This is a genomic window from Streptacidiphilus sp. P02-A3a (assembly GCF_014084105.1).
Taxonomy (GTDB): Bacteria; Actinomycetota; Actinomycetes; order Streptomycetales; family Streptomycetaceae; genus Streptacidiphilus.
In genome coordinates this window covers 8,119,633-8,140,995 of sequence record NZ_CP048289.1, presented here as the reverse complement: position 1 = coordinate 8,140,995, position 21,363 = coordinate 8,119,633, and the positions used below count along the sequence as shown (strand labels likewise).

Below are 21,363 nucleotides of genomic sequence, written 5' to 3'. Positions count from 1 at the left end.
CGGCACCGGCCGGCCGGAGGGTCCACGGAGTGGGGGCAGCGGTGAACGAGGGGCGCAAGGAACTGGGCTACGGGGTACCCGGACTGCGGGTCACGCTGGGTGACGACGGGATCGCGGTGTTGACGCTGGACCGCCCGGCCAAACGCAACGCGCTGACCTCCGCCATGTGGGGGGCGCTGCCGGAGCTGCTGGGGCAGTTGGCGGCGGAGCCGGGGCTGCGGGTGCTGCTGGTGACCGGGGCCGGGGGGACGTTCAGCGCGGGCGCGGACATCGCCGAGCTGCTGGACGTCTACGCCGACCCGGACTCGGCGGACGCGTACCACGCGGTCAACGTGCGGGCGGAGGAGGCGCTGGCGGCGTTCCCGAGGCCGACGCTGGCGGTGGTCCGGGGCGCCTGCGTGGGCGGCGGCTGCCAGCTGGCGGTCGCCTGCGACCTGCGGTTCGCGGAGCCGGAGGCGCGGCTGGGGATCACCCCGGCGAAGCTCGGCATCGTCTACCCGCCGGTGCCGACGGCCCGGCTGGCCCGGCTGCTGGGCCCGGCCCGGGCGAAGTACCTGCTGTTCTCCGGCGAGCTGCTGACGGCGGCCAGGGCGCTGGAGTTCGGCCTGGTGGAGGAGGTGGCGGCGGACGTGGAGCAGCGGGCGCTGGAGTTCGCCCGGACCCTGGTGCAGCGCTCGGCGCAGACCCAGGGCGCGGTCAAGCAGGTGGTCACCGCGGCACTGGAGGGCGGCGATCCGGCGTCGGTCTCCGCGACCTGGGAACGCGCCTCCCGCACCACCCCGGACGTCGCCGAGGGCCTCGCAGCCTTCCTGGAACGCCGCCCCCCGCGGTTCTGACGGGGAGGGAACCGTCGGCCCTCGTGGCCTAGGCCACGAGGGCTCCGATCAAGCCCTGCTCGCTCAGGCGAGCCCACGCCGTCTCAACGTGCTGTCGGGTGAAAAGTCGACGCTTACGCGGGTTCCACTCGTGGATGTAGTCGGTCACTTGGTCGAGGTCTGCAGGAGAAGCCTTGAGGCTGTCCGCGGTGAACAGCACCGTGCCCAGCAGCTCCAGGCCGAAGGCGTCTTCGAAGCCCGCCACGAGTGCCGAGAACCGTGAGTCGACGTCCTGGAAGCCCTGGTCGTCGGCAAGCAGCCCTTCGGCCTCCTTGACGGCCGAATCGTCCAGCTCAAGGACCGCTTTGGCGCCGGAAGAGCCGTCGCCGAAGCCGAAGATGTAGTGACCCTCCATCGCCGCGACGGCCGAGTCGAGGCGCGGTGCGTAGGGGCCGTAGACGCCCTTGTCGAACTGCAGATTCAGCGGCAGGCCGAGTCGTTGCAGGAAGAAGGCGATTTTGTGTGCCTCAATGAGTGAGACCCGGGCTTCGAATGCGAGGCCGCGGTCCATAGCCCTCTTCATGTAGCGATTCAGCGCCGCAATGAAGGCCGAGCGCGCGGCGGTCAGGCCGGGTGCCTCGGTGCCGACGACCATCGATCGGGCATCCGGGGCCCCTTCGGGAGCCCAAACGCGCACTTCCACACCTGGCAGGTCGCCCAGGGCTCGCTCGATGAGGGGCGCGACGTCCTGCCAGAGCAGCCCCCCGTTGCCGCAGCCCAGGGGCGGTACCGCGATGGAGGTGATGCCTTCGCTGATGATCACTTCGCGCAGGGCCGCGAGGCCGCTGCTGATGTCCTCCAGGCGCGACGGCGAACGCCAGTGTCGCTTGGTCGGGAAGTTGATGATGAACCGAGGTCCATCGAGCTGGGACATATGGTGGACATGCATCCTGCCCACAGCGACTTCATCGTGGTCGCACGCCGTCTTGTAGTCATCGAAGTTGGCTGGGTAAGCACGCTTGAACTGCAAGGCGATGCCTTTGCCCATCACCCCGACCGTGTTGACGGTGTTGACGAGGGCGTCGGCATCGGCCAGGAGCAGGTTGCCGTGGCCGCGGGTGATCATGTCGTACCTTTCCGTGTGTGGACTGGGGCGTCTAGCGTGACTCAGTAGTACCAGTCTCGTCTGACAGTCACGGGTGTGGCGAGTCCCCGTTCCGCCAAAAGTGCCCGCACGGAGTTGGTGGCGCGCTCGTCGTAGGTGCCGAAGCCCTCAATGGCGGCGAGCGGGAGGTGCTCGTGTACGAGGAACTCGGCCATTCGGCGGCGCATGCGGTCGCCGTCTTCTGTTGTGTTGGCCCATCTCGGAGCGCGCATGAGTGGCCAGTCGACGAACTTGTCGATCTCGGCGAGATCATTGGAGTGATCGGTGATCACTGCTGCGCAGTTGCCGTCGCTGAAGACGAAGGGTCGGCCTGTGGCCACGACCGAGCCGACGGTGGTGGCCAGGTAGATCAGGGGAGGCTGGCCATCCTGGTAGGTAGCCACTCGCCCTTTGTTGATCACGTAGAGCATCGGCGAGCGCGGGGCGAAGTAGAAAGGAACGTAGTCAGCCGGCGCCCCGTGCGGTGCCACCCGGATCTTGCGCGTTCGACGTTCGGCCTTGATGTTGCGGTCGCCGCACTCGGCCGGGACGCCCCCGCGCGCTTGCATCTGCGCGTCCGAGACCATGAACCCTTCGTCGAGTATGGACGGAAGGTTCCGCAGATGCGTGAAGTGGAGGAGGGCATGCTCGTGTCCCGGCGTCACGGCATCTGACTATCACAAGTTCCTTCGACTGCGCGGTCGTTCGATGTACGGCCGGGTGGCTGGCTTCGGACGGTGCGAGGTCGGTGTCGCTCGGAAGGGGGGCGCGGGCGGGGGCCGCGCCCCCTGGCCTCAGCAGCTGCGGGGGACCAGCTGCTGAGGGGCTCGGGTGAGCGGGATCAGATGCCGAGGAGGTGGTCGAGGGCGAGCTGGTCCAGCTGCTCGAAGGCCATGCCGCGCTCGGCGGCGGCGGTCACGTCGAAGTCCTCGTAGGCGGAGCGGTCGGCCAGCAGGTCGGTGAGGGATTCGCCGTCGCCGACGGTGGGTTGGGCCAGCTCGTCCAGGCGGGAGGCGCGCAGCGCGGCCTGGACCGCCGGGTCCTCGCGGAAGGCGGCGGCCTTCTGCTTGAGGGCCAGGTAGTTGCGCATGTTCCCGGCGGCCGAGGCCCAGACGCCGTCGATGTCCTCGGTGCGCGGCGGCTTGAAGTCGAAGTGGCGCGGGCCCGTGTAGTCGGACGACTCCAGCAGGTCGACCAGCCAGAAGGCCTGCCGCAGGTCGCCCGCGCCGAAGCGCAGGTCCTGGTCGTACTTGATGCCGGACTGGCCGTTGAGGTCGATGTGGAACAGCTTGCCGTGCCACAGCGCCTGGGCGATGCCGTGCGGGAAGTTCAGGCCCGCCATCTGCTCGTGGCCGACCTCCGGGTTCAGGCCGACCCGGTCGGCGTGCTCCAGCGAGTTGATGAAGGCGAGCGCGTGGCCGACGGTCGGCAGCAGGATGTCGCCGCGGGGCTCGTTCGGCTTGGGCTCGATCGCGAAGCGCAGGTCGTAGCCCTGCTCCACGACGTAGTCGCCGAGCAGGTCGAAGGCCTCCTTGAGCCGGTCCAGGGCGACCCGGACGTCCTTGGCGGCGCCCGACTCGGAGCCCTCGCGCCCGCCCCAGGCGACGTAGGTGGTCGCGCCGAGCTCGACCGCCAGGTCGATGTTGCGGATCACCTTGCGCAGCGCGTAGCGGCGCACGTCGCGGTCGTTGGAGGTGAACGCGCCGTCCTTGAACACCGGGTGGGTGAACAGGTTGGTGGTGGCCATCGGCACCTTCATGCCGGTGGCGTCCAGGGCCTGGCGGAAGCGCTTGATGTGGCCCTCGCGGGCGCTGTCGTCGCTGCCGAAGGGGATCAGGTCGTCGTCGTGGAAGGTCACGCCGTACGCGCCGAGCTCGGCGAGCCGGTTCACCGTGACGACCGGGTCCAGCGCCGGGCGGGTGGCGTCGCCGAAGGGGTCGCGCCCCTGCCAGCCGACGGTCCACAGGCCGAAGGTGAACTTGTCGTCGGGGGTGGGGATGAGGGCGGTCATGTCGGCTCCAGCGGTCGGGGAATCAGCGAGGGGGGTATTCGTCATCGCATAAAACAAATTAGTATCAGACCGCCGCGAGGGGAAGCCCCTCGACCGGCTCGGGAACCTGGAGGCAGTCGTGCAGGTGGTCATCGGGGTGGACAGCTCCACGCAGTCGACCAAGGCCCTGGCCGTGGACGTGGACAGCGGCGAGGTGGTCGGCGAGGGCCGGGCCGCGCACACCGTGAGCGGCGGCGCGGGCCGCGAGAGCGATCCGCGCCAGTGGTGGGCCGCGCTGGGCGAGGCCGTCGGGCAGACCGGCTGGGCCGACCGGGCCGCCGCCGTCTCCGTCGGCGGCCAGCAGCACGGCCTGGTCACCCTGGACGCGGCCGGGGAGCCGGTCCGCCCGGCGCTGCTGTGGAACGACGTCCGCTCCGCTCCGCAGGCCGCCGCGCTGGTCGCCGAGTACGGGCCGAAGGTCTGGGCCGAGCGCGCCGGGAGCGTCCCCGGGGCGTCGTTCACCGCCGCCAAGTGGCAGTGGCTGCGGGAGCGGGAGCCCGAGGCGGCGGCCCGCACCGCGGCGGTGCGGCTGCCGCACGACTACCTGACCGAGCGGCTGACCGGCGTCGCCGCCACCGACCGGGGCGACGCCTCCGGTACCGGTTGGTGGACCCCGGACGGCTATGACACCGCGCTGCTGGAGCGGCTCGGGCTGGCCGAGCCGATGCTGCCCGCCGTCGTCCGCGCGGGTGAGGCGGCGGGCGCGGTGCTGCCCGGGCTGCCGCTGCGGGCGGGGGCCCTGGTCGCCGCCGGGACCGGCGACAACATGGCCGCCGCGCTCGGCCTCGGCCTGCGCCCCGGCGTCCCGGTGCTCAGCCTGGGCACCTCGGGCACCGTCTACGCGGTCACCCCCGGCCGCCCGGCCGACCCCAGCGGCACGGTCTGCGGCTTCGCCGACGCGCTGGACGCCTGGCTGCCGCTCGCCTGCACGCTGAACTGCACGCTCGCGGTGGACCGGGTGGCCACGCTGCTCGGCCGGGACCGGCAGGCGGTCGAGCCGGGCGGCACCGCCGTCGTCCTGCCGTACTTCGACGGCGAGCGCACCCCGAACCTGCCGCTGGCCTCCGGCCTGTTCCACGGCCTGCGCCAGGACACCACCCCGGGGCAGCTGCTCCAGGCGGCCTACGACGGCGCCGCCTACTCGCTGCTGGCCGCGCTCGACCAGGTACTGGCGGCCGGTGGCGCGGACGCCGAGGCCGGGGGCGAGCTGCTGCTGATCGGCGGCGGCGCGCGGGGCGCGGCCTGGCAGCAGACGGTCCGGCGGCTGTCCGGACGGCCGGTGCGGATCCCGGCTGCGGGGGAGCTGGTCGCCCTGGGCGCGGCGGCGCAGGCCGCGGGGCTGCTCACCGGGGAGCCCGGGGACGAGGTCGCCCGCCGCTGGGGCACGGCCGAGGGCGTGCTGCTGGAGCCGCTGCCCCGGGACGCCGGGGCGATGGAGCGCATTGCGGATACGCTGCGGCGGTCCGGGACACTGTTGGAGTCCTGACCAGCCAGTCCTGACCAGCCAGTCCTGACCAGCCAGTCCTGACCAGCCAGTCCTGACCAGTCCGTCACGCTGATGCCGACGACCGTGCCCCGGGGGCCCCATGCCGAGTGTTGACCGCCACCCCGACGAGCGCGGTCCGGCCTCGCAGCAGGGCATGCGTCGGCAGAACCTGGCGCTGGTGCTGGGCGCGGTCGCCGCGCGCGCCCCGCTGTCGCGGGCCGACGCCGCCGCCGTCACCGGGCTCACCCGGGCCGCCGTCTCCAGCCTGGTGGTGGAGCTGATGCGGGACGGCCTGGTGGTCGAGCTCGGCCCGGCCCCGAGCGGGCGGGTCGGACGGCCCGGCAACGCGCTGTCGCTCAGCCCGACCGGCCCGGCCGGGCTCGGCCTCGAAGTCGGCGTCGGGCAGCTGGCGGCCTGCGTGGTCGACCTCAGCGGCGAGGTCAGGGCGCAGGCGCGGATCGCGGTCGACAACCGCGAGCGCCCGGCGGCGGCGGTACTGGCCGAGCTGACCGGGCTGGCCGAGGGCGTGGTCGCCGAGGCGCGGCGGTCCGGACTGCGCCCGGTCGGCGCGACCCTGGCCGTCCCCGGCCTGGTGGACGACGGCGCGAACACCGTCGTGCGCGCCCCCAACCTGGGCTGGAGCGAACTGCGGCTGCCGGGGACGCTGCTCGGGCTGCCGCTGGGGGTGCAGAACGAGGCCAACCTCGGCGCGCTGGCCGAGCTGTGGCGCGGCGGCGCGCTGGACGTCGTCCACGTCTCGGCGGAGGCCGGCATCGGCGCGGCGCTGCTGGTCGGCGGGCGGCTGTTCCGGGGGGCGCGCGGCTTCGCCGGGGAGCTCGGACACGTCCCGGTGCACCCCGACGGGCCCGCCTGCGCCTGCGGGTCGCACGGCTGCCTGGAGCAGTACGCGGGCGAGCGGGCGGTGCTGGCCGCCGCCGGGCTCGACCTGCCCCCGGCGGACCGGATCGCGGCGCTGGCACGGCACGCCGCCGCCGGTGAGCCCCGGGTACTGGCGGCGCTGGAGCAGGCCGGGACGGCCCTGGGCACCGCCCTGGCCGGGGCCGTCAACCTGGTGGACCCGGCGGCGGTGGTCCTCGGCGGCGCCTACGCGGAGCTCGGTGACTGGCTGCTGCCGGGGATGCGGCGGGAGCTGGCGGCCCGGGTCCGGGTCCGGCCCTGGTCGGACGAGGCGCTGTCGGTCTCGGCGCTGGGACGGCGCGGGCCGCTGCTGGGCGCGGCGCTGGTGACCATCCGCCGGATCCTGGAGGACCCGGGCGCCCCCGCGCTGCTCGGCCCGTAGCGGTTCGGCCCGGAGCCCCGGTCCCCAGCTGCTCGGGTGCTCCCCGGCGTGGATCGACGTCGAACGATTCCGCAGATGTTACGAATTGTCTGATTTGTAATATCCGGCGCGAGCGGACGGAACGTCAGGTATGTCGAGTGGGCTGAGCGGCGCGCGCCGCGATCGGGGATTCGCCGGAGAGCTCCGGGATGCGGTGACCGGGCGGGCGGCGCTGCTGGTCATCGGGGTGCTGCTGCTCCAGTTCGGTTTCATCGTGTCCTACGTGGGCGGGCTGCACCACCCGTATCCGCACAAGGCGTCGATCGCGGTGGCGGCCCCGGCGTCGGCCGCCGACCGGCTGGTGGCGGAGCTGAACGCGCTGCCCAAGCAGCCGCTGGACGCCCGGACGGCGACCGACGAGGCGGCGGCGCGCAAGCAGGTGCTGGACCAGAAGGTCTACTCGGCGCTGATCGTGCGTCCGGGCGGTTCCCAGGACACGCTGCTGGTGGCCAACGCCCGGGGGCCGGTGCTGGCCACCGCGATCCAGCAGGTGCTCACCGCCGTCGAGGCGAAGCAGGGCCGCACCCTGGCGACCGAGGACCTGGTGCCGCTGGCCTCGGGCGACGCCGACGGCCTGTCCTCCTTCTACCTGGTGGTCGGCTGGTGCGTCGGCGGCTACCTGGTCGCCTCGATCCTGGGCATCAGCGCCGGGGCGCGCCCGGCGAACTTCGCCCGGGCGCTGATCCGGCTGGGCGTACTGGCGCTGTACTCGGTGGCGGCCGGGATCGGCGGCGCGGTGATCATCGGCCCGATCCTGAACGCGCTGCCGGGCAGCATCCTCGGACTGTGGGGCGTGGGCGCGCTGCTGGTGTTCGCGGTGGGGGTGTTCACCATGGCGCTGGAATGCCTGTTCGGCATCGTCGGCATCGGCCTGGCGGTGCTGCTGTTCGTGGTGCTCGGCAACCCGAGCGCGGGCGGGGTGTTCCCGCCGCCGATGATCCCGCCGTTCTGGCGGGCGATCGGCCCCTGGCTGCCGAACGGCGCGGCGACCACGGTGACCCGTTCGATCGCCTACTTCAACGGGACGCAGATCACCGGGCCGCTGCTGGTGCTGGTCGTCTGGGCGGTGGTCGGGACGGTCGTCTCGCTGGTGGTCACCAAGCTGCGGCCGGGTCGCGAGGACGCGACGCGGATGCCGCTGGTGTAGCTAAGTTGCATCACGCAACTAATCAATTTATAGTTGCTAGTACCAACGATTTGCCCCGGCGGGCAGGAAGGGGCACATCCATGGCGATACGCACGCCCAGCAGGAGCGGCGGCCGACACGCGGCGGGCCGACAGGCGGCCGAACCGGCCGCCCCGGCCGGGTCGATGAGCCACCGGGAGATCATGGAGGCCCTGTCCGGCCTGATCCTCGGTCTGTTCACGGCCATGCTCTCGTCCACCATCGTCACCAACGCGCTGCCCCGGATCCTGAGCGACCTGCACGGCGGCGAGTCCGCCTACACCTGGATCATCGCCGGGGCGCTGCTGTCGATCACCGCGACCACCCCGCTCTGGGGCAAGCTGGCCGACCTGTTCAGCAAGAAGCTGCTGGTGCAGATATCGCTGGTGATCTACATCGTCGCCTCGGCCCTCGCCGGGCTCTCGCAGACCCCGGCCGAGCTGATCGCCTGCCGCGTGGTCCAGGGCATCGGTGTCGGCGGGATGTCGGCACTGGCCCAGGTCTGCATGGCCGCGATGATCTCCCCGCGCCAGCGCGGCCGCTACAGCGGCTACCTGGGCATGGCCTTCGCCCTGGCCACCGTCAGCGGACCGCTGATCGGCGGCACCATCGTGGACACCTCCTGGCTCGGCTGGCGCTGGTGCTTCTACATCTGCGTGCCGCTGGCGCTGATCGCCATCGTGATCCTGCAGAAGACGCTGCACCTGCCGACGGTCCGGCGGCAGGTGAAGATCGACTACCTGGGCGCCACCCTGATCGCCGCCAGCGTCAGCCTGCTGCTGGTCTGGGTGACCATCGCCGGGCAGTCCTTCGCCTGGGAGTCCTGGCAGACCGTGGCCATGGTGCTCGGCAGCCTGCTGCTGGGCCTGCTCGCGGTCCGGGTCGAACAGCGGGCGGAGAACCCGGTGATCCCGATCAGCCTGTTCCGCTACCGGACCGTGGTGCTGGCGCTGGTCGCCTCGGTCATGGTCGGTGTCGGGATGTACGGCACCACCACCTTCCTCAGCCAGTTCTTCCAGCTCTCCCGGGACGAGTCGCCGATCATGGCCGGGGTGGCCACCATCCCCATGGTCATCGGCCTGGCCCTGGCCTCCACCTTCGTCGGACGGCTGATCACCCGCACCGGCAAGTGGAAGATCTACCTGGTGCTCGGCAGCGCCTCGCTGACCGTCGGCCTGGCCATGCTCGGCACGCTGCGCCGGGACACCTCCTACGGGCTGATCGCGGTCGCCATGGTGCTGACCGGGGTGGGCATCGGCACGGTGATGCAGAACCTGGTGCTGGCGGTGCAGAACACGGTCCCGGCAAAGGAGTTGGGCGCTTCCAGCTCGCTGGTCACCTTCTTCCGGACGATGGGCGGCGCGATCGGCGTCTCCGCGCTGGGCGCGCTGCTCACCCACCAGGTCACCCACTACGTCGGCCAGGGGCTGGCGGCGGCGCACCAGCCCGCCTCGGCGGCGGCCGGCCTGGGCGGCTCCTCCATCCCGGACCTGTCACTGATCCCCACCCAGGTCAGGCCGCTGGTCGAGAGTGCCTTCGGGCACGGCATCGGCGAGGTGTTCCTGGTCTGCGCACCGTTCGCGCTGATCGCGATGGTGTCGGTGTGGCTGATCCGGGAGACCCCGCTGAGCGAGCGCTCCGGGGTGGAGCGGGTGACCACGTCCGAGCCGTCCGAGCCGGAGTCGGAACTGGAGCCGCAGGCCGCCTGAGCGCGGCTACCAGTGGAGGGCCTGGAGCGCGGACACCACCCTGCTCCCGAACATCACCGCTGCCCCAGGTGAGTCCTTCGTTCGCACCATGGCGTAGAGAACCCCCTTGGCGGTGAGCGGCGTGTAGCCGCCGGTGGCGAAGGTCAGTTCCAGGTGCTCGTGCGGGTCGTCCACGCAGGGGTCGACCAGTAGGCAGGCTCCGCTGGAGTCGCGTGGATACCGGTCGCGCTTCATGTTGCTGTTGCAGTGCGAGCAGGCGAGCAGGTGGTTCGTCCAGCGGAACGTGCCCAGGGGGTCACTGGCGATGGGGCGGAAGTGGTCGATGTCGGTGCCTTCGCTGTCGCCGCAGTACATGCAGCGGCTGAGTCCGGGGGCCATGCCGGACAACACCGGAGCCAGGCCCCTGCGGATCGTGCGGGCGGATTTCCAGGCCTGTCGGGCCTCGGGCGTGGCCGCCCCCTTGACCCGCAACTCTTCGGACTTACGTTCGAGCCCGCGCTGCGTACGGGCGTCGAGCGCGGAGCGCTGGATCGGGATCACCGCCCACTGCCGAGCCGTGCGGCGACCTCATCGATGCGGGCGCTCGGGGAGCTGGAGAGAGTCGCGCTGAGTTCGGTGTAGCGCGACCGCTCCTCTTTCGAGGCCTGCCCACGGAGCACCTTCCGCTCCAACTGCACGAGTTCGCGCCGTAGTTCCTCGGCCCGCTCGGAATACGGAGTGTCCAGCCCGAACAGCTCCGACATGGCCGCGTCGTCGCCGCTGCCGTAGACGATCCGGCGCCGCTGGGCCTCGCTGACGACCTGCGGGCCGGACTGCTCGTTCGGGCCGGGCAGCCGAATCAGCCCGCCTGGGTCGGCTGCCTGGCAGACGTAGGGGCTGTGGGTGGAGACGATGAACTGGATGTCGGGGAAGTGCCGGGTGAGCCAGCCGCCGATCCGCTGCTGCCAACTGACGTGCAGGTGGGCGTCGATCTCGTCGATCAGGACGACGCCGGGACGCCGCACGGTCAGGCGGTTCCCGGCCCGGCTGACCCGCACCCCGCCGTAGAACTCGTCCAGGTTCCGGACGAGGTCGAGCACGAGCGCGATCACCGCGCGGTAGCCGTCGCTCATCGAGCGGATCGGGAACGACTTCCGGCCGTGCCGGATCCACAGCCCCTGGGAGTTCACCCGCAGGGCCTCGTGGCCGTCGGGAAGGAGGCCGTCCGACAGCAGGTCGAGGACCCCGGCCAGCAGCCGCCCGGAGGCCTTGCTGCCTTCGAGCTGCCGCAGATGCAGCCCGACCAGCCAGGAGAGCCCGCCGTTCAGCGCGGCGTCCTCGCTGAACAAGGTGGCGAACCGGTCGGCGTTTTCGAGTACCCGCCGGGGATCGCCCTCGTCGAGGCGCGTCGTGAAGGGGTCGGTGCTGTCCGGCGAGAGGCGCCGGAACGGGCCGTACCCCGCAGCGAACCAGGTGCCCGAAGGGGGGACAACGCGGCTTTCGGACGGGCCGTCCGGTGACGGGGCCTCACCGTGCAGGGACCGGATGTGGCTCGGCGCACGGTCGTGCCACTCCGAGTTGAGCCGAACGCGGGCCCCGGCATCGACGCCGGTCCGGGCGGGCAGCCGCATCGACCGGTGCCAGTTGATCCCGGGTTTCAGCTGGCCGGGGTCCCCGTAGATGGCTTTGAGGTCATGCGCATCGAGGTAGAAGTCGGCCGAGACCCGACCGCCGCTGGACGGATCCGCGCCCCAGGTGATGTACGAGGGAGCGATGCGGGGCGCGATCTCCGCGCCTGCGGACGCCAGGGCGAGGCAGCGCAGCAACGAGGTCTTCCCGGAACCGTTTCGACCCGCCAGGACGGTCCACCCGGCGTACTTGCCGTTCGGCCGGGCGAAGTCCAGGTCGACGTTCCGGCTGCCATTGAAGCCGAGGATGTTGGAGATTTTCACCTTCGCGATGTACATGGTTCCATCCACATGGCTCCGACGTGCCGACCGGTCACCCACTGTCTACCACGTCCCCCGCCGAGGGCAGCGGGGTCCGGGCCGGTCTCGGGCGGAGTTCCGTTCCGGCGCGGAGCAGGTACTTGCGGGTGGACTCGCGGCAGTAGTGGATGCGCCGGGCGAGGCCGGAGACCGAGGCTCCGGCCTCGTAGCGGCGGCGCAGCTCGTCCAGGTCCACCGGGTAGACGGTTATCACCGGCCGGTACGCGGGCCGGATGGTCACCCCGGCCAGTCGGAGCACCTTCGCCGTGTACTGGGTGGACCGGCCGATCTCGGCTGCCAGCAGCAACAGGCTGGCCCCGGCCTGGTACCTGGGCGTCAGCCGCCGACCCAGTTCGATCTCGTCCTCGCGGGTCAACAGCCCACGCAGGGTGAAGACTTCGGCGGACGCCTGCGCGAACAGGCGGCGGACCAGCGGGAGGTCGCCGTCCGCGCAGGCCTGGCGGACGGCCGCCGCGTAGCGGGCGCGCGGACTGGACTCCGTGCGCGGTAACTGCCCTCTCACCGGTGCTCCAGGTCGATATGACGACGCATCAGCACACGCTGGTCGGTGGTCGCACTCTGGTTGCCCCCGCGCCGCGCGCCACGGATCGACTCCACGTGGCCGGCGCAGGAGGAGCAACCGGGGACGGCGGCCGGGTCGGGCAGCGGGAACCCGGGGTCGCTGGTTTTCTCTTCAACTTGGTTGTCGCACATGTGAGTTACCTTCTCCCTTTGGGTGAATTGCGTGGCCGTCAGCGACGCCGCTTGAGCTCGCACCACACGCTCTTGCCGATCACGCGTGGGATCACGCCCCAGCGGTGGCTCAGTGCGTCCACCATCGCCAGCCCGCGCCCGCTCTCGGCGAAGTCCCGTTCTGCATCGGCGAGTTCGTGGATCTGAGGGGTGCCCGTCGCCCAGTCACGCACCTCGACACGTAACCCGTGTCTGATCGGGCGGTAGGTGACCGCGACGTGGCTGCCCCTGGCCGCTTGACCGTGTATGACAGCGTTGGCGACCAACTCGCCGATGGCCGAGGCCAGATCGTCGGCCAGGTCGTCCAGGCCCCACCGGTGAGCAACGTCGCGAGCCGTAGCACGAGCGACCTTGACGGCGGGACGAAATCGCCGATACCGGAATTCTTCTGGGGGATAGATGCGCATGCTGGGCCCCTTGACCTGGGTTGAGCAGCTATGACAGCAACTGTGACGAACATCAGAAACTGATGATGAGTCGCTACAGTGAGTAGTGTGCACCTTGGCATCCCTACAGTGTCAAGTCCTCACTTCGGATGCCCCTGTGCTGGTTGCCGTTACTGTCGGCGAGCGGCACACTTGACCTGCAAGCCCATGGGAGAAGCGAGCGCTGAATGCCTATCAACAGCAGTCCGACGATCCGTCAGAGGCGACTGGCGAGGCAGCTTCGAGAGTTGCGAACCGCTGCTGGGCTGACCCACGCCGAGGTGTCCGAAGTACTGGGCTCGGCGGAGTCGAAGATCGGCCGCATCGAGAACGCCCAGTCGGGCGTCAGGCTCCTGGATCTCCGAGCCCTGCTCGACGCCTACGGCGTCACCGACCCGGACACGCGGAGTGAGATCGAACTCCTGGCCCGCGACTCGAAGAAGAAGGGCTGGTGGTCGCGGTACGCCAGCGCGGTTGACTCGGCCTACGCCGCTTACGTGGCGGTCGAGTGGGACGCGGCTGAGCTGTACAACGTTGAGACCAACATCGTGCCCGGTCTGCTGCAAACACCCGAGTACACAAGGGCGTTGGTGGAGCTCCAGATCCCGGATGCCACGCCTGAGGCCGTGGAAGCCCGGATCGACGTGCGACAGGAACGCCGCAATCTGCTCACGCGAGAGCAGCCCATCCAGTTCTGGGCGATCATCGCCGAAAGCGCGCTGTACCACCGTGTCGGCGGCAACGAAGTGATGAACGCGCAGTTGGAGTCGCTGATCAGCGACAGTCGGCGGCGGAACATCGAGCTACAGGTGCTGCCCCGCGAAGACCCGATGAACGCCTGTCTCTTCGGCCCCTTCGTCATCATGAGCTTCCCGACGGCGGGCGAGACCGACATCATCTACGCCGAGTCGCCCACGAGTACCCAGTACTACGAGGAGACAGCCGACGTGGAGACCTACACGACGCTGTTCCGCCGACTCAACATGGCGGCGGAAAACGTCAGCAAGTCCCGTGACCTGATCAGGCGCGCTCTCAAAGAAATGGCATAGCCGATGAAGCACTACATTGAATCCGCCTCGGCTTCGGGGCTGGCGTGGACGAAGTCCTCGTTCTCCGGAGCCAATGGGAACTGCGTCGAAATAGCCGCCCTCGTTGATGGTGGTCGTGCTGTCCGTGACAGCAAGAACGCGGACGGGCCTGCCCTGTGCTTCACGTCGCAGGAGTGGGCCGCGTTCGTGGCGGGGGTTCACGCCGGGGAGTTCGAGCTGTAGCAGCTCTGCTTCCATGTCTGCGCTCAAGGAGATGGTGTAGCTGATGAAGCCCAACATCGAGTGGACGAAGTCCTCGTTCTCGGGGAACAACGGAGACTGCGTCGAGGTGGCCTCGCTGCCCGAGGGCGGCCTGGCCGTGCGGGACAGCAAGAACGCGGACGGGCCCGCACTACGGTTCAGCGCACAGGAGTGGTCGGCGTTCGTGGCGGGGGTTCACGCGGGGGAGTTCGAGGCGTAGCCGTTCCGGATGCTACTGAGGGGGCTCCTGCCTGGTCGGCGGGGGCCTCCAAGTCTGTCTGCGATAAGGGACTTGCGCCTGTGGGCGTACTGCTGGTTAATAGTCGTCGCGCGAGCGATTCGCGCACCGTGCCAGTCGTGCGCCGCATCGCTCAGGATCGGATTGGCGAGCGGCATCTTTCGGGGGAATCAGTATGCAGCCGTCCCAGTCGTCCCATGCGAGTCAGGATGATGGCCCTGACCTGCCCGCACCAGGCCAGGCGCCGCCGACCGCGACCGCGCCGGTACCGCCGATGCCCAGCCATGCGCCCATCGGCCGTGGGCTCCAGGTGCTCGTGAGCAAGCGCATTCTCTGGATCGGAGCTGCGGCCTACCCGCTGGCGACGATCGTCCGGGTCTGCCCCACCCAGATCGTGCCCAGGTACGCCGCCGCGATCCGCCGTTTCCTGAAGTTCACCGGGATCGTGATCCTGGCGGCGATCGGCATCTACTCGCTCAGCTACATATCCACCGGCCTGAACTCCAGCGGCGACGACGGCGGTGGTGGTGGTCAGCATTCGGCCGGCGGTGGGTTGATCGTCGCCCTGGCCGTGGTGGCCGTGGTCGTCTACTTCCTGGTCGACACGTGGCCGGTGCTGTCCAAGAAGCCGCTCTTCGCGTTGACGATCGACACGGCGGGGCCGCCCACCGCGCTGATGGCCTGGCAGGACCAACGCTCCCAGGTCGAGCTGGCGTCGAAGATCACGTACGCGATCGAGCACCCGGAGCAGGAGTTCCACACGATCGTCCACAACCACCAGTTGGTGGACATGCGACAGTTCCGCTTCGGCGACGACGTCAACATCTACGGCGGCCAGGGAAACACGGGGATCTCGAAGTGAGCGGCATGAACACGGGCAACGGCCCGACCTTCCACTTCGGCGACCAGGTCAACATCAACGGCGGCGACGGCCACATCGGGGTCCAGCACAACCACGGCGGCGCGGACGACACCGGAATGCGACCCGAGGTCTCCGCGATGTTCGCTCAACTAGCGCTTCTGGTGCGTGAGTTGTCGCATCAGGCGGGGATCGACGCGGAGGACCGGCAGAGCCTGGCCGAGACGCTTCCGGTGCTGAACCAGCCCGCCACGGTGGAACGTCATCGCTGGCGTGACACCCTGCGGGTGTTGAGCGGCCTGGCCCGGGACATCGGCGACACCGCGCTCCCGGTGCTGAACGTCGCGACCGAACTCATGAACCTCATTCGCCCCTGATCGTGGCGAGGGCGGTTGTACCATCGCCTCAAGCTTGCTGACGATCTGTCAGAACACGTCGGCGCTGCACGGGGGGAGTCGTGGTGGTGACTGCTGGGACGACGGTGCGTTCCGTGGTGCTCAAGGTGGCCGAGGGGGAGGCCCCGGAGGAGTTGACCTTCCTCCGGGAGCTGACGCCCCTGGACGACGGCGCCGCCCTGCGACGCATTCGCGGGCGGCGTCGGCGCACGGAGCCCATCGGGTTCGGTCAGACCGGCATGACCGCCCTGACCTCGGGGGTGGTGTGGTTCGTGCTTGACCAGTTCGCAAGCGAGTTCGTCACCCGCGCGGGCGGCGACGCGGAATCCGGCCTGCGGAGGCTGCTGGGCAGGCTGCTTCGACGCAGGAGGGAACCGGCGCGCATTCCTCCGCTCAGCGCGGAACAGCTCAAGCTCGTGCGTACCCGTATCTATGACGCGATGGTCGCGTCCAGGATCAGCACCGGGCGTTCCGCTGCGGTGGCCGACCGGGTCATTCAGGAGTTGGCGACGCACACACCGGAAGTAGAGGGCCGGGGTTCCGAATAGGGGGCGAGCCACCAGATGACAACGGACCGGTCGCAGGGCTCCGCCGAGGATCGTCCGACGTACGGGTCGATGCCGGCCGGTACGACCCAGCGTTTCGTGCTGTTGGTGGTCGTGGCGGTCGCGGCGAGCGTCCGGATGGCTCTGGATTTCATGCTCCCGATGACCGAGAACCGGGTGACCGGCTGCTATCTCGCCGCCGGGGTCGACCTGGACCACGTCTCCGACCAGGCGGTGCTGCTGGCCCGGGAGACGCAGTGGTACGCCTACACCGCCTGCGAGCAGCACTACGCCCCGCCGCCGGACTGGTGGCTGACGTTCGGCTGGCCGGTCGTCGTGCTGGCGGGGGCCGGGGCGCTGTTCTTCGCCAGCCGCAGGTGGAAGACCCGGGCCGGACGGGTGACCGATCTGGAGCTGTACGAGGACGCCCCGGTCGTGGCGCGGGTCAGGCAACTCCTCAGCGGCGCGGGCCTGCCCAGCGAACGCCACAAGCGGACCAGGGTGGTCTTCGACGATCTGTTGCCCGGTGACGCGGCGGTGTTCGGCAGTACCCGCTCCCCGGTGCTCTGCCTCCAGCGCAGGCTGCTGATCAGCTGTTCCAGTGACCCGGAGGGGGAACGCGGGCGCCATCTCGACCGGGTCGTGCTGCACGAGATCGCCCACATCCGCTACGGGGACATCACCGCCGCCAACGCCACGATCGCGGTCTGGCGCGCTTTCCTCTTCCTGACGCTCATCCCGTACCTGGCCTGGTGCGGCATCCTGCTGGTCTTCGGATCCCCGTTCTCGCATTTCATGATTCTCAGCCCGATCATCGAGCGTGACGTCTTCATCGCGATCGGCCTGCTGATCCTGGGCTATCTCGCGCGGGTGGACGTCGTGCGGAACCGCGAGTTCTACGCGGACCTGGGTGCGGTGCGGGACGGAGCCGACCCCAAGCTCTGGGAGTGGGCGGGCGAAAGCGGCAGCGACACCTTCCTTCGGCGGAAGGCGGCCGAGTTCGCGGAGGTGTGGAGCAGTCATCCGAGCTGGAAGAAGCGGCACGAGATGATCGGGGACGACCGGCGGCTCTTCGTGGCCCAAGCGCTTCCGGTCTTCCTCAGTGGCGTGGCCGCGGCGCTCATCTACACCGAGTTCCAGTACGTCATCCAGGTCTACAGCCAGGGCGGTGGATGGCTGACCACACAGTGGGCCACGCAGGGCGCGTCGATCCTCGCCGCGACCCTGGTGGCCTCGGTGGTGTCGATCGCGCTCTGGCGGGCGACCGCCCACGCGCGACTGACCGGCTCCGCCCCGCCCTCGGGGCTGCGCACCGGGCTCACCCTCGGCGTCGGCTTCATCGTGGGCGACCTCGGCACCGGGCAGGGAACCATCGAGAACCTCTGGCCGGAGCGACCGGAGCTGCTGCTGCTGAACCTGGTCATCATGGTGGCCTTCTGCTGCTGGACCGCTCAGTGCGCCCGCGTCTGGCTGTCCCGCTGGCACGGGACCCGACTGCTGCCCGCCATGCTGCCCTGTCTGGCCGGGGGCGTCCTGCTGCTCTCCTGGTGGTTCTTCTGGTGGGCCGAGGACGGCCAGTCCTTCGCCGCCGGGTACTACATCAGCCCTGGTGGCGAACGATTGCTCGACTTCCAGTGGTACCTCGGACCACTCGTGCATCCTGACGTCCTCACCGCGATCACCTGGACGTACCCGGTCCTCACCTCGCTGCTGCTGCCGCCGGTCGACCTGCTGGCGATGGCCGGACTCTGGCTGGCGCCGCTGCTCGCCTGGACGCTGCGCCCGGCGGTCGGGCTGCCGTCGCTGCGACGGCCGCTCGGCTGGGCGGCGGCCGGAACGCTGGCCTCCTGGGCGGCGGCCGCCGGAGTCCAGCGGTATCTGCACGCGTCCCGGCCGACACCGGTGCAGCTGAACAGCATCTACGAACTGACCTACGGGGCATTGATGTTGTCGGCCCAGGTGGTTCCGGTGGTGCTGGTCGCGATCGCGGTGACGCTGCGCGGCGGCCGCTACCGGCTGCTGATGACACTGATCGCCACGCAGGTCACCGCGCTGGCGGGATTCCTCGGCGTCTCGGTGCTGGTCTCCACTGACGGCTGCGTCAAAGGGCTGGACACCCTGGAGAGCAGGTGCGGGGTACGGCCGGGCCTGGTCCGCTGGAATCTCCACGTCCAGCTCGACGGCTCCCTGCTCGCCGCCGCGTTCGCCGGCTTCCTCGTGGTCGGCGTGGCGACGGCGGTCGCCCGGCTCGGCATCCGCGCCCGGCGGCGTCCCGACCGGGTGCCGAAGAGGCCGCCGCAGCCGCTGCGTTGGGGCGTGGCCGCTGCCGGGATCCCCGCGCTCGGAGCCGTCGCGCTGGGCCTCTACCAGCAGTGGCCGCTGGTGACGCACTTCCAGGACGCGGCCACGATGCAGGCGGACTACCGAACGGCCAACGCCACGCCGAGCCAGCAGGGCGACCCCGCCGACGAACGGGCGCTACAGGTCTCCTACTGGTACGCCTACGGCGGCGGTGGCTACCTCACGACGTTGCAGGGCGACGTCAAGGCCATGGGGGCACTGGTCGCGAAGAAGCTCAGCCTCGCCCAGACCCTCACCCAGCTGCGACCGGAGTGCGCGGCGATCAGCGGGATGGCCGCTCAGGCGGCGCTCTACTTCAGCGTCCCGGACGCGCAGGCGCAGCTGGACTGGAGGAACGTCATCAACGACAGCCGCACCGGCGCGAGCCTGTGCGTCACCGGTATCGGCGAGTACTCGGCGGGGCAGTCCGCCAAGGCCGTGCCGGACATCCAGATCGGCGTGGAGACGCTGGTCGACGCCCGGGACGACGCGACCGAGGTCACGTCGAGGATCGACGCCCTGGAGACCGCCGGCCATGTGGCCGTCAGCGGCAGCCCGGGCCCGTCCACGACGTCCACGCCGTCGTCCGGTACGGCCGCGATCCCGCTGGGCAACGGGCCCGACCTGTACGCCGCGATCGTCCAGCCGTCGGATCCCGCGCGGGTGTACACCCACGCGGGCACCATCGACGGGGTCTTCCCCTCGCTGACTGCCTTCGTCGACACGCAGTGGTCGTCGGGCAACTGGTCCGGGGTGACGTCCATGCTGCGCGGCGACGGCTACGAGACGGCCGCCGCCTACGACTGGCTGGACGGGCAGGGGGTGAACTACCAGATGCTCCTGGTCCAGTTCTCCAGCGCCACGGGTGCTCCGAGGATGGTGCTGAACCAGGAGAGCGCGTGGCTCCGGGACTCGGCCGTCACCGGCACCTTCGCCCTCCCCGGGGGCGAGGCGGGCGAGGGCTTCGAGCGGTCCGCCGTGGCGCTTGCGGGCAACCACGAGGCGACGCTGTTCGCCGGCGTCGGCGACGTCTTCGTCCAGGAGTTCGTCTACACGCCGAGCCGGTACGACCTCGCGGCGGCGGAGGCGCTGTTGACCGTGCAGCTCAACGCCCTGAAGGCGGGCGGGTAGCGGCGGGCGCGGGGCTCAGCCCGCGATGACGTAGAGGCCGTAGCCGACGGCCGCCGCGCAGAGCGCGAAGCAGACCACGGCGCCGCCGAGGGCGGCGGTGCCGCGCCCGGCGCTGCCGTCGGCGAGCGCGGTCTCCCGCTGGGAGAGCGCCGAGATGCCGAGGCAGAAGGCGGCGACGACGGCGAGCGAGATGCCGACGCTGACACCGAAGGTGCTGCCGAGGGCAGACCAGTTGATCTTCATGGGGACTCCTCGTCGGTGGGGGCGCTCAGGCCGCGACGACGTCGGTGGGGGTGGCGGGGGTGGCCGGGGCGACCGGGATCGGGGTGACCGTCTCGGGGACGTTCACCACGTCGCTCGCGTCGATCGGGCGGCGGCGGTTGATCAGGTAGATCCAGCCCGCGCCGGCCGCGCCGATCGCGCCGAGCAGCACCACGCCCCAGGTGCCCTGGTCGGCCAGCAGCGCGCCCAGCCCGCCGAGCGCGGCGGCGGACGGCAGGGTCAGGCACCAGGCGTAGGTCATCCGCCGGGCGGTGGACCAGTTGACCACCCCGGTCGGTCCGCCCTTGCCCGCGCCCATGATGCCGCCGGAGCAGACGTGGGTGGTGGACAGGCCGTAGCCCATGTGCGAGGAGGTCAGGATGACGGTCGCGGAGGCGGTCTGCGCGGCGAAGCCCTGCGGCGCGGCGATGTCGGTGATGCCCTTGCCGAGGGTGCGGATGATCCGCCAGCCGCCGATGTAGGTGCCGGCCGCGATGGCGACACCGGAGGAGATGATGACCCACAGCGGCGGGGCCGAGTGCGGCGCGATCACCCCGGCGGTGACCAGGGTCAGCGTGATCACCCCCATGGTCTTCTGCGCGTCGTTGGTGCCGTGCGCCAGCGAGACGAGCGAGGCCGAGGCGATCTGTCCGGCCTTGAAGCCCTTGCCGGTGGCCTTCTCGTTGCCGTTGCGGGTGATTCGGTAGGCGACCTTGGTCGCGCCCCAGGCCGCGATCCCGGCGACGACGGGGGAGGCCACCGCCGGAATGATGATCTTGGTGACGACGACCGAGAACTCCACCCCGTGCATGCCGACCGCGACCAGCGTGGCGCCGATCAGGCCGCCGTACAGGGCGTGCGACGAGCTGGACGGGATGCCGCGCAGCCAGGTGACCAGGTTCCAGAGGATCGCGCCGATCAGGGCCGCGAACACCACCTGGGGGTGGACACCCGAGCTCTCCTGGATGATCCCGCCGGAGATCGTCTTGGCGACCTCCACCGAGAGGAAGGCACCGGCCAGGTTCAGGACTCCGGAGATCGCGACGGCGACCTTGGGTCGCAGGGCGCCGGTGGCGATGGAGGTGGCCATCGCGTTGGCGGTGTCGTGGAAACCGTTGGTGAAGTCGAAGGCGAGGGCCGTGATGATCACGACGGTCACCAGGAACGTCATATGTTCCATTACCAAACAATCGTCTCAGCGGAAGCGTCGTGCCGACCGTAGGCATGCTTGATGAACGGAAAGTGAACTGGCTCCCTATTCGAAGTTGATGAAACCAGCGAACCGGGGCGAAAGGGGTGCGGGGCCTGGGCGGCGACCCGAACGAGTGAGTCCAAACGGTGAGATGAGTCACACGCGGTTGGCAGGGCCGTTCATGTAGAACGCATGAGAATGCCGGACGCGGTCTGCCACATTGACACCCCTCCATGGCAGGATCGCTGCGGACCCAGCGG

General features: G+C 70.3%; 22 protein-coding genes. 12 read left to right on the top strand and 10 right to left on the bottom strand.

The genetic code is table 11. The annotated features are described in order from the left end of the window. Window positions 1–83 precede the first annotated feature (83 nt). Complete coding sequence (locus GXP74_RS34270; RefSeq protein ID WP_182456831.1) at window positions 84–836, top strand: enoyl-CoA hydratase/isomerase family protein; 753 nt, start codon at window positions 84–86, stop codon at window positions 834–836. Between the two features lie 28 nt (window positions 837–864). On the opposite strand, the gene GXP74_RS34265 is transcribed toward GXP74_RS34270, so the two are convergent. From GXP74_RS34265 to xylA, 3 genes are all read right to left on the bottom strand, one after another. Continuing rightward, window positions 865–1,941: a macro domain-containing protein gene (locus GXP74_RS34265; protein ID WP_182455135.1), complete on the bottom strand. Its 1,077-nt coding sequence runs from the start codon at window positions 1,939–1,941 to the stop codon at window positions 865–867. 41 nt (window positions 1,942–1,982) lie between these two features. Beyond that, window positions 1,983–2,624, bottom strand: a complete 642-nt coding sequence (locus GXP74_RS34260) for a DUF4433 domain-containing protein (protein ID WP_182455134.1) — start codon at window positions 2,622–2,624, stop codon at window positions 1,983–1,985. A gap of 176 nt (window positions 2,625–2,800) precedes the next feature. Beyond that, window positions 2,801–3,970 carry a xylose isomerase gene (xylA, locus tag GXP74_RS34255; protein WP_182455133.1) on the bottom strand — a complete coding sequence of 390 codons (1,170 nt, stop codon included), beginning with the start codon at window positions 3,968–3,970 and terminating at the stop codon, window positions 2,801–2,803. A 118-nt stretch (window positions 3,971–4,088) separates the two neighbouring features. On the opposite strand from xylA, the gene xylB reads away from it, so the two are divergent. The 4 genes from xylB to GXP74_RS34235 all read left to right on the top strand — a co-directional run bounded on the left by xylB (window position 4,089) and on the right by GXP74_RS34235 (window position 9,708). Further along, window positions 4,089–5,495, top strand: coding sequence for a xylulokinase (gene xylB / locus GXP74_RS34250; RefSeq protein WP_225448392.1), 1,407 nt, complete (start codon window positions 4,089–4,091; stop codon window positions 5,493–5,495). 100 nt (window positions 5,496–5,595) lie between these two features. Further along, complete coding sequence (locus tag GXP74_RS34245; protein WP_182455132.1) at window positions 5,596–6,795, top strand: ROK family transcriptional regulator; 1,200 nt, start codon at window positions 5,596–5,598, stop codon at window positions 6,793–6,795. A 130-nt stretch (window positions 6,796–6,925) separates the two neighbouring features. After that, the gene (locus GXP74_RS34240) at window positions 6,926–7,981 is read left to right on the top strand and encodes a DUF3533 domain-containing protein (RefSeq protein ID WP_182455131.1); all 1,056 of its coding nucleotides are present in this window, start codon (window positions 6,926–6,928) and stop codon (window positions 7,979–7,981) included. 80 nt (window positions 7,982–8,061) lie between these two features. Then, entirely contained in the window at window positions 8,062–9,708 is a 1,647-nt protein-coding gene (locus tag GXP74_RS34235; RefSeq protein ID WP_370468497.1) for an MDR family MFS transporter, read from the top strand. Window positions 9,709–9,714: 6 nt separating this feature from the next. On the opposite strand, the gene GXP74_RS34230 is transcribed toward GXP74_RS34235, so the two are convergent. From GXP74_RS34230 to GXP74_RS34210, 5 genes are read right to left on the bottom strand one after another with little or no spacing between them, the layout of a single operon-like run. Next, a complete protein-coding gene (locus tag GXP74_RS34230) occupies window positions 9,715–10,248 on the bottom strand; it encodes an HNH endonuclease (RefSeq protein WP_225448391.1) in 534 nt (177 codons plus the stop codon). After that, the gene (locus GXP74_RS34225) at window positions 10,245–11,654 is read right to left on the bottom strand and encodes an AAA family ATPase (RefSeq protein WP_182455130.1); all 1,410 of its coding nucleotides are present in this window, start codon (window positions 11,652–11,654) and stop codon (window positions 10,245–10,247) included. The genes GXP74_RS34230 and GXP74_RS34225 overlap by 4 nt, the downstream gene beginning before the upstream one ends. Before the next feature lie 34 nt (window positions 11,655–11,688). Then, a complete protein-coding gene (locus GXP74_RS41220; RefSeq protein ID WP_225448390.1) occupies window positions 11,689–12,198 on the bottom strand; it encodes a hypothetical protein in 510 nt (169 codons plus the stop codon). Then, complete coding sequence (locus tag GXP74_RS34215) at window positions 12,195–12,389, bottom strand: hypothetical protein (protein WP_182455129.1); 195 nt, start codon at window positions 12,387–12,389, stop codon at window positions 12,195–12,197. Before GXP74_RS34215 ends, GXP74_RS41220 begins: the two co-directional genes overlap by 4 nt. Window positions 12,390–12,427: 38 nt before the next feature. Then, window positions 12,428–12,835, bottom strand: coding sequence for an ATP-binding protein (locus GXP74_RS34210; RefSeq protein WP_182455128.1), 408 nt, complete (start codon window positions 12,833–12,835; stop codon window positions 12,428–12,430). Between the two features lie 206 nt (window positions 12,836–13,041). Here GXP74_RS34210 and GXP74_RS34205 point away from each other — a divergent pair, with 206 nt between their 5' ends. The 7 genes from GXP74_RS34205 (at window position 13,042) to GXP74_RS34175 (ending at window position 19,650) form a co-directional block, all read left to right on the top strand. Next, window positions 13,042–13,902: a helix-turn-helix transcriptional regulator gene (locus tag GXP74_RS34205; RefSeq protein ID WP_182455127.1), complete on the top strand. Its 861-nt coding sequence runs from the start codon at window positions 13,042–13,044 to the stop codon at window positions 13,900–13,902. A 3-nt stretch (window positions 13,903–13,905) separates the two neighbouring features. Further along, the gene (locus GXP74_RS34200) at window positions 13,906–14,124 is read left to right on the top strand and encodes a DUF397 domain-containing protein (RefSeq protein ID WP_182455126.1); all 219 of its coding nucleotides are present in this window, start codon (window positions 13,906–13,908) and stop codon (window positions 14,122–14,124) included. 43 nt (window positions 14,125–14,167) lie between these two features. Further along, complete coding sequence (locus tag GXP74_RS34195) at window positions 14,168–14,362, top strand: DUF397 domain-containing protein (RefSeq protein WP_182455125.1); 195 nt, start codon at window positions 14,168–14,170, stop codon at window positions 14,360–14,362. Window positions 14,363–14,696: 334 nt separating this feature from the next. After that, the gene (locus GXP74_RS34190) at window positions 14,697–15,242 is read left to right on the top strand and encodes a DUF6232 family protein (RefSeq protein WP_182455124.1); all 546 of its coding nucleotides are present in this window, start codon (window positions 14,697–14,699) and stop codon (window positions 15,240–15,242) included. A 5-nt stretch (window positions 15,243–15,247) separates the two neighbouring features. Continuing rightward, on the top strand, window positions 15,248–15,616 hold the full coding sequence (locus GXP74_RS34185) for a hypothetical protein (RefSeq protein WP_225448388.1): 369 nt from the start codon (window positions 15,248–15,250) through the stop codon (window positions 15,614–15,616). A gap of 113 nt (window positions 15,617–15,729) precedes the next feature. After that, a complete protein-coding gene (locus GXP74_RS34180) occupies window positions 15,730–16,182 on the top strand; it encodes a hypothetical protein (protein WP_182455122.1) in 453 nt (150 codons plus the stop codon). 15 nt (window positions 16,183–16,197) lie between these two features. Continuing rightward, window positions 16,198–19,650, top strand: a complete 3,453-nt coding sequence (locus tag GXP74_RS34175; RefSeq protein ID WP_182455121.1) for a M48 family metalloprotease — start codon at window positions 16,198–16,200, stop codon at window positions 19,648–19,650. Window positions 19,651–19,665: 15 nt separating this feature from the next. Here GXP74_RS34175 and GXP74_RS34170 read toward each other — a convergent pair whose 3' ends face one another. After that, window positions 19,666–19,893, bottom strand: a complete 228-nt coding sequence (locus GXP74_RS34170) for a hypothetical protein (protein ID WP_182455120.1) — start codon at window positions 19,891–19,893, stop codon at window positions 19,666–19,668. A 25-nt stretch (window positions 19,894–19,918) separates the two neighbouring features. Continuing rightward, a complete protein-coding gene (locus GXP74_RS34165; protein ID WP_182455119.1) occupies window positions 19,919–21,091 on the bottom strand; it encodes an inorganic phosphate transporter in 1,173 nt (390 codons plus the stop codon). Window positions 21,092–21,363 lie beyond the last annotated feature (272 nt).

Excerpts from the sequence above, each read along its gene's own strand:
- GXP74_RS34265 (WP_182455135.1), bottom strand. The coding sequence starts at position 1,941 with ATGATCACCCGCGGCCACGGCAACCTGCTCCTGGCCGATGCCGACGCC.
- xylA (WP_182455133.1), bottom strand. The coding sequence starts at position 3,970 with ATGACCGCCCTCATCCCCACCCCCGACGACAAGTTCACCTTCGGCCTG.
- GXP74_RS34245 (WP_182455132.1), top strand. The coding sequence starts at position 5,596 with ATGCCGAGTGTTGACCGCCACCCCGACGAGCGCGGTCCGGCCTCGCAG.
- GXP74_RS34240 (WP_182455131.1), top strand. The coding sequence starts at position 6,926 with ATGTCGAGTGGGCTGAGCGGCGCGCGCCGCGATCGGGGATTCGCCGGA.
- GXP74_RS34235 (WP_370468497.1), top strand. The coding sequence starts at position 8,062 with ATGGCGATACGCACGCCCAGCAGGAGCGGCGGCCGACACGCGGCGGGC.
- GXP74_RS34225 (WP_182455130.1), bottom strand. The coding sequence starts at position 11,654 with ATGTACATCGCGAAGGTGAAAATCTCCAACATCCTCGGCTTCAATGGC.
- GXP74_RS34215 (WP_182455129.1), bottom strand. The coding sequence starts at position 12,389 with ATGTGCGACAACCAAGTTGAAGAGAAAACCAGCGACCCCGGGTTCCCG.
- GXP74_RS34210 (WP_182455128.1), bottom strand. The coding sequence starts at position 12,835 with ATGCGCATCTATCCCCCAGAAGAATTCCGGTATCGGCGATTTCGTCCC.
- GXP74_RS34205 (WP_182455127.1), top strand. The coding sequence starts at position 13,042 with ATGCCTATCAACAGCAGTCCGACGATCCGTCAGAGGCGACTGGCGAGG.
- GXP74_RS34200 (WP_182455126.1), top strand. The coding sequence starts at position 13,906 with ATGAAGCACTACATTGAATCCGCCTCGGCTTCGGGGCTGGCGTGGACG.
- GXP74_RS34195 (WP_182455125.1), top strand. The coding sequence starts at position 14,168 with ATGAAGCCCAACATCGAGTGGACGAAGTCCTCGTTCTCGGGGAACAAC.
- GXP74_RS34185 (WP_225448388.1), top strand. The coding sequence starts at position 15,248 with ATGAACACGGGCAACGGCCCGACCTTCCACTTCGGCGACCAGGTCAAC.
- GXP74_RS34175 (WP_182455121.1), top strand. The coding sequence starts at position 16,198 with ATGACAACGGACCGGTCGCAGGGCTCCGCCGAGGATCGTCCGACGTAC.
- GXP74_RS34170 (WP_182455120.1), bottom strand. The coding sequence starts at position 19,893 with ATGAAGATCAACTGGTCTGCCCTCGGCAGCACCTTCGGTGTCAGCGTC.
- GXP74_RS34165 (WP_182455119.1), bottom strand. The coding sequence starts at position 21,091 with ATGGAACATATGACGTTCCTGGTGACCGTCGTGATCATCACGGCCCTC.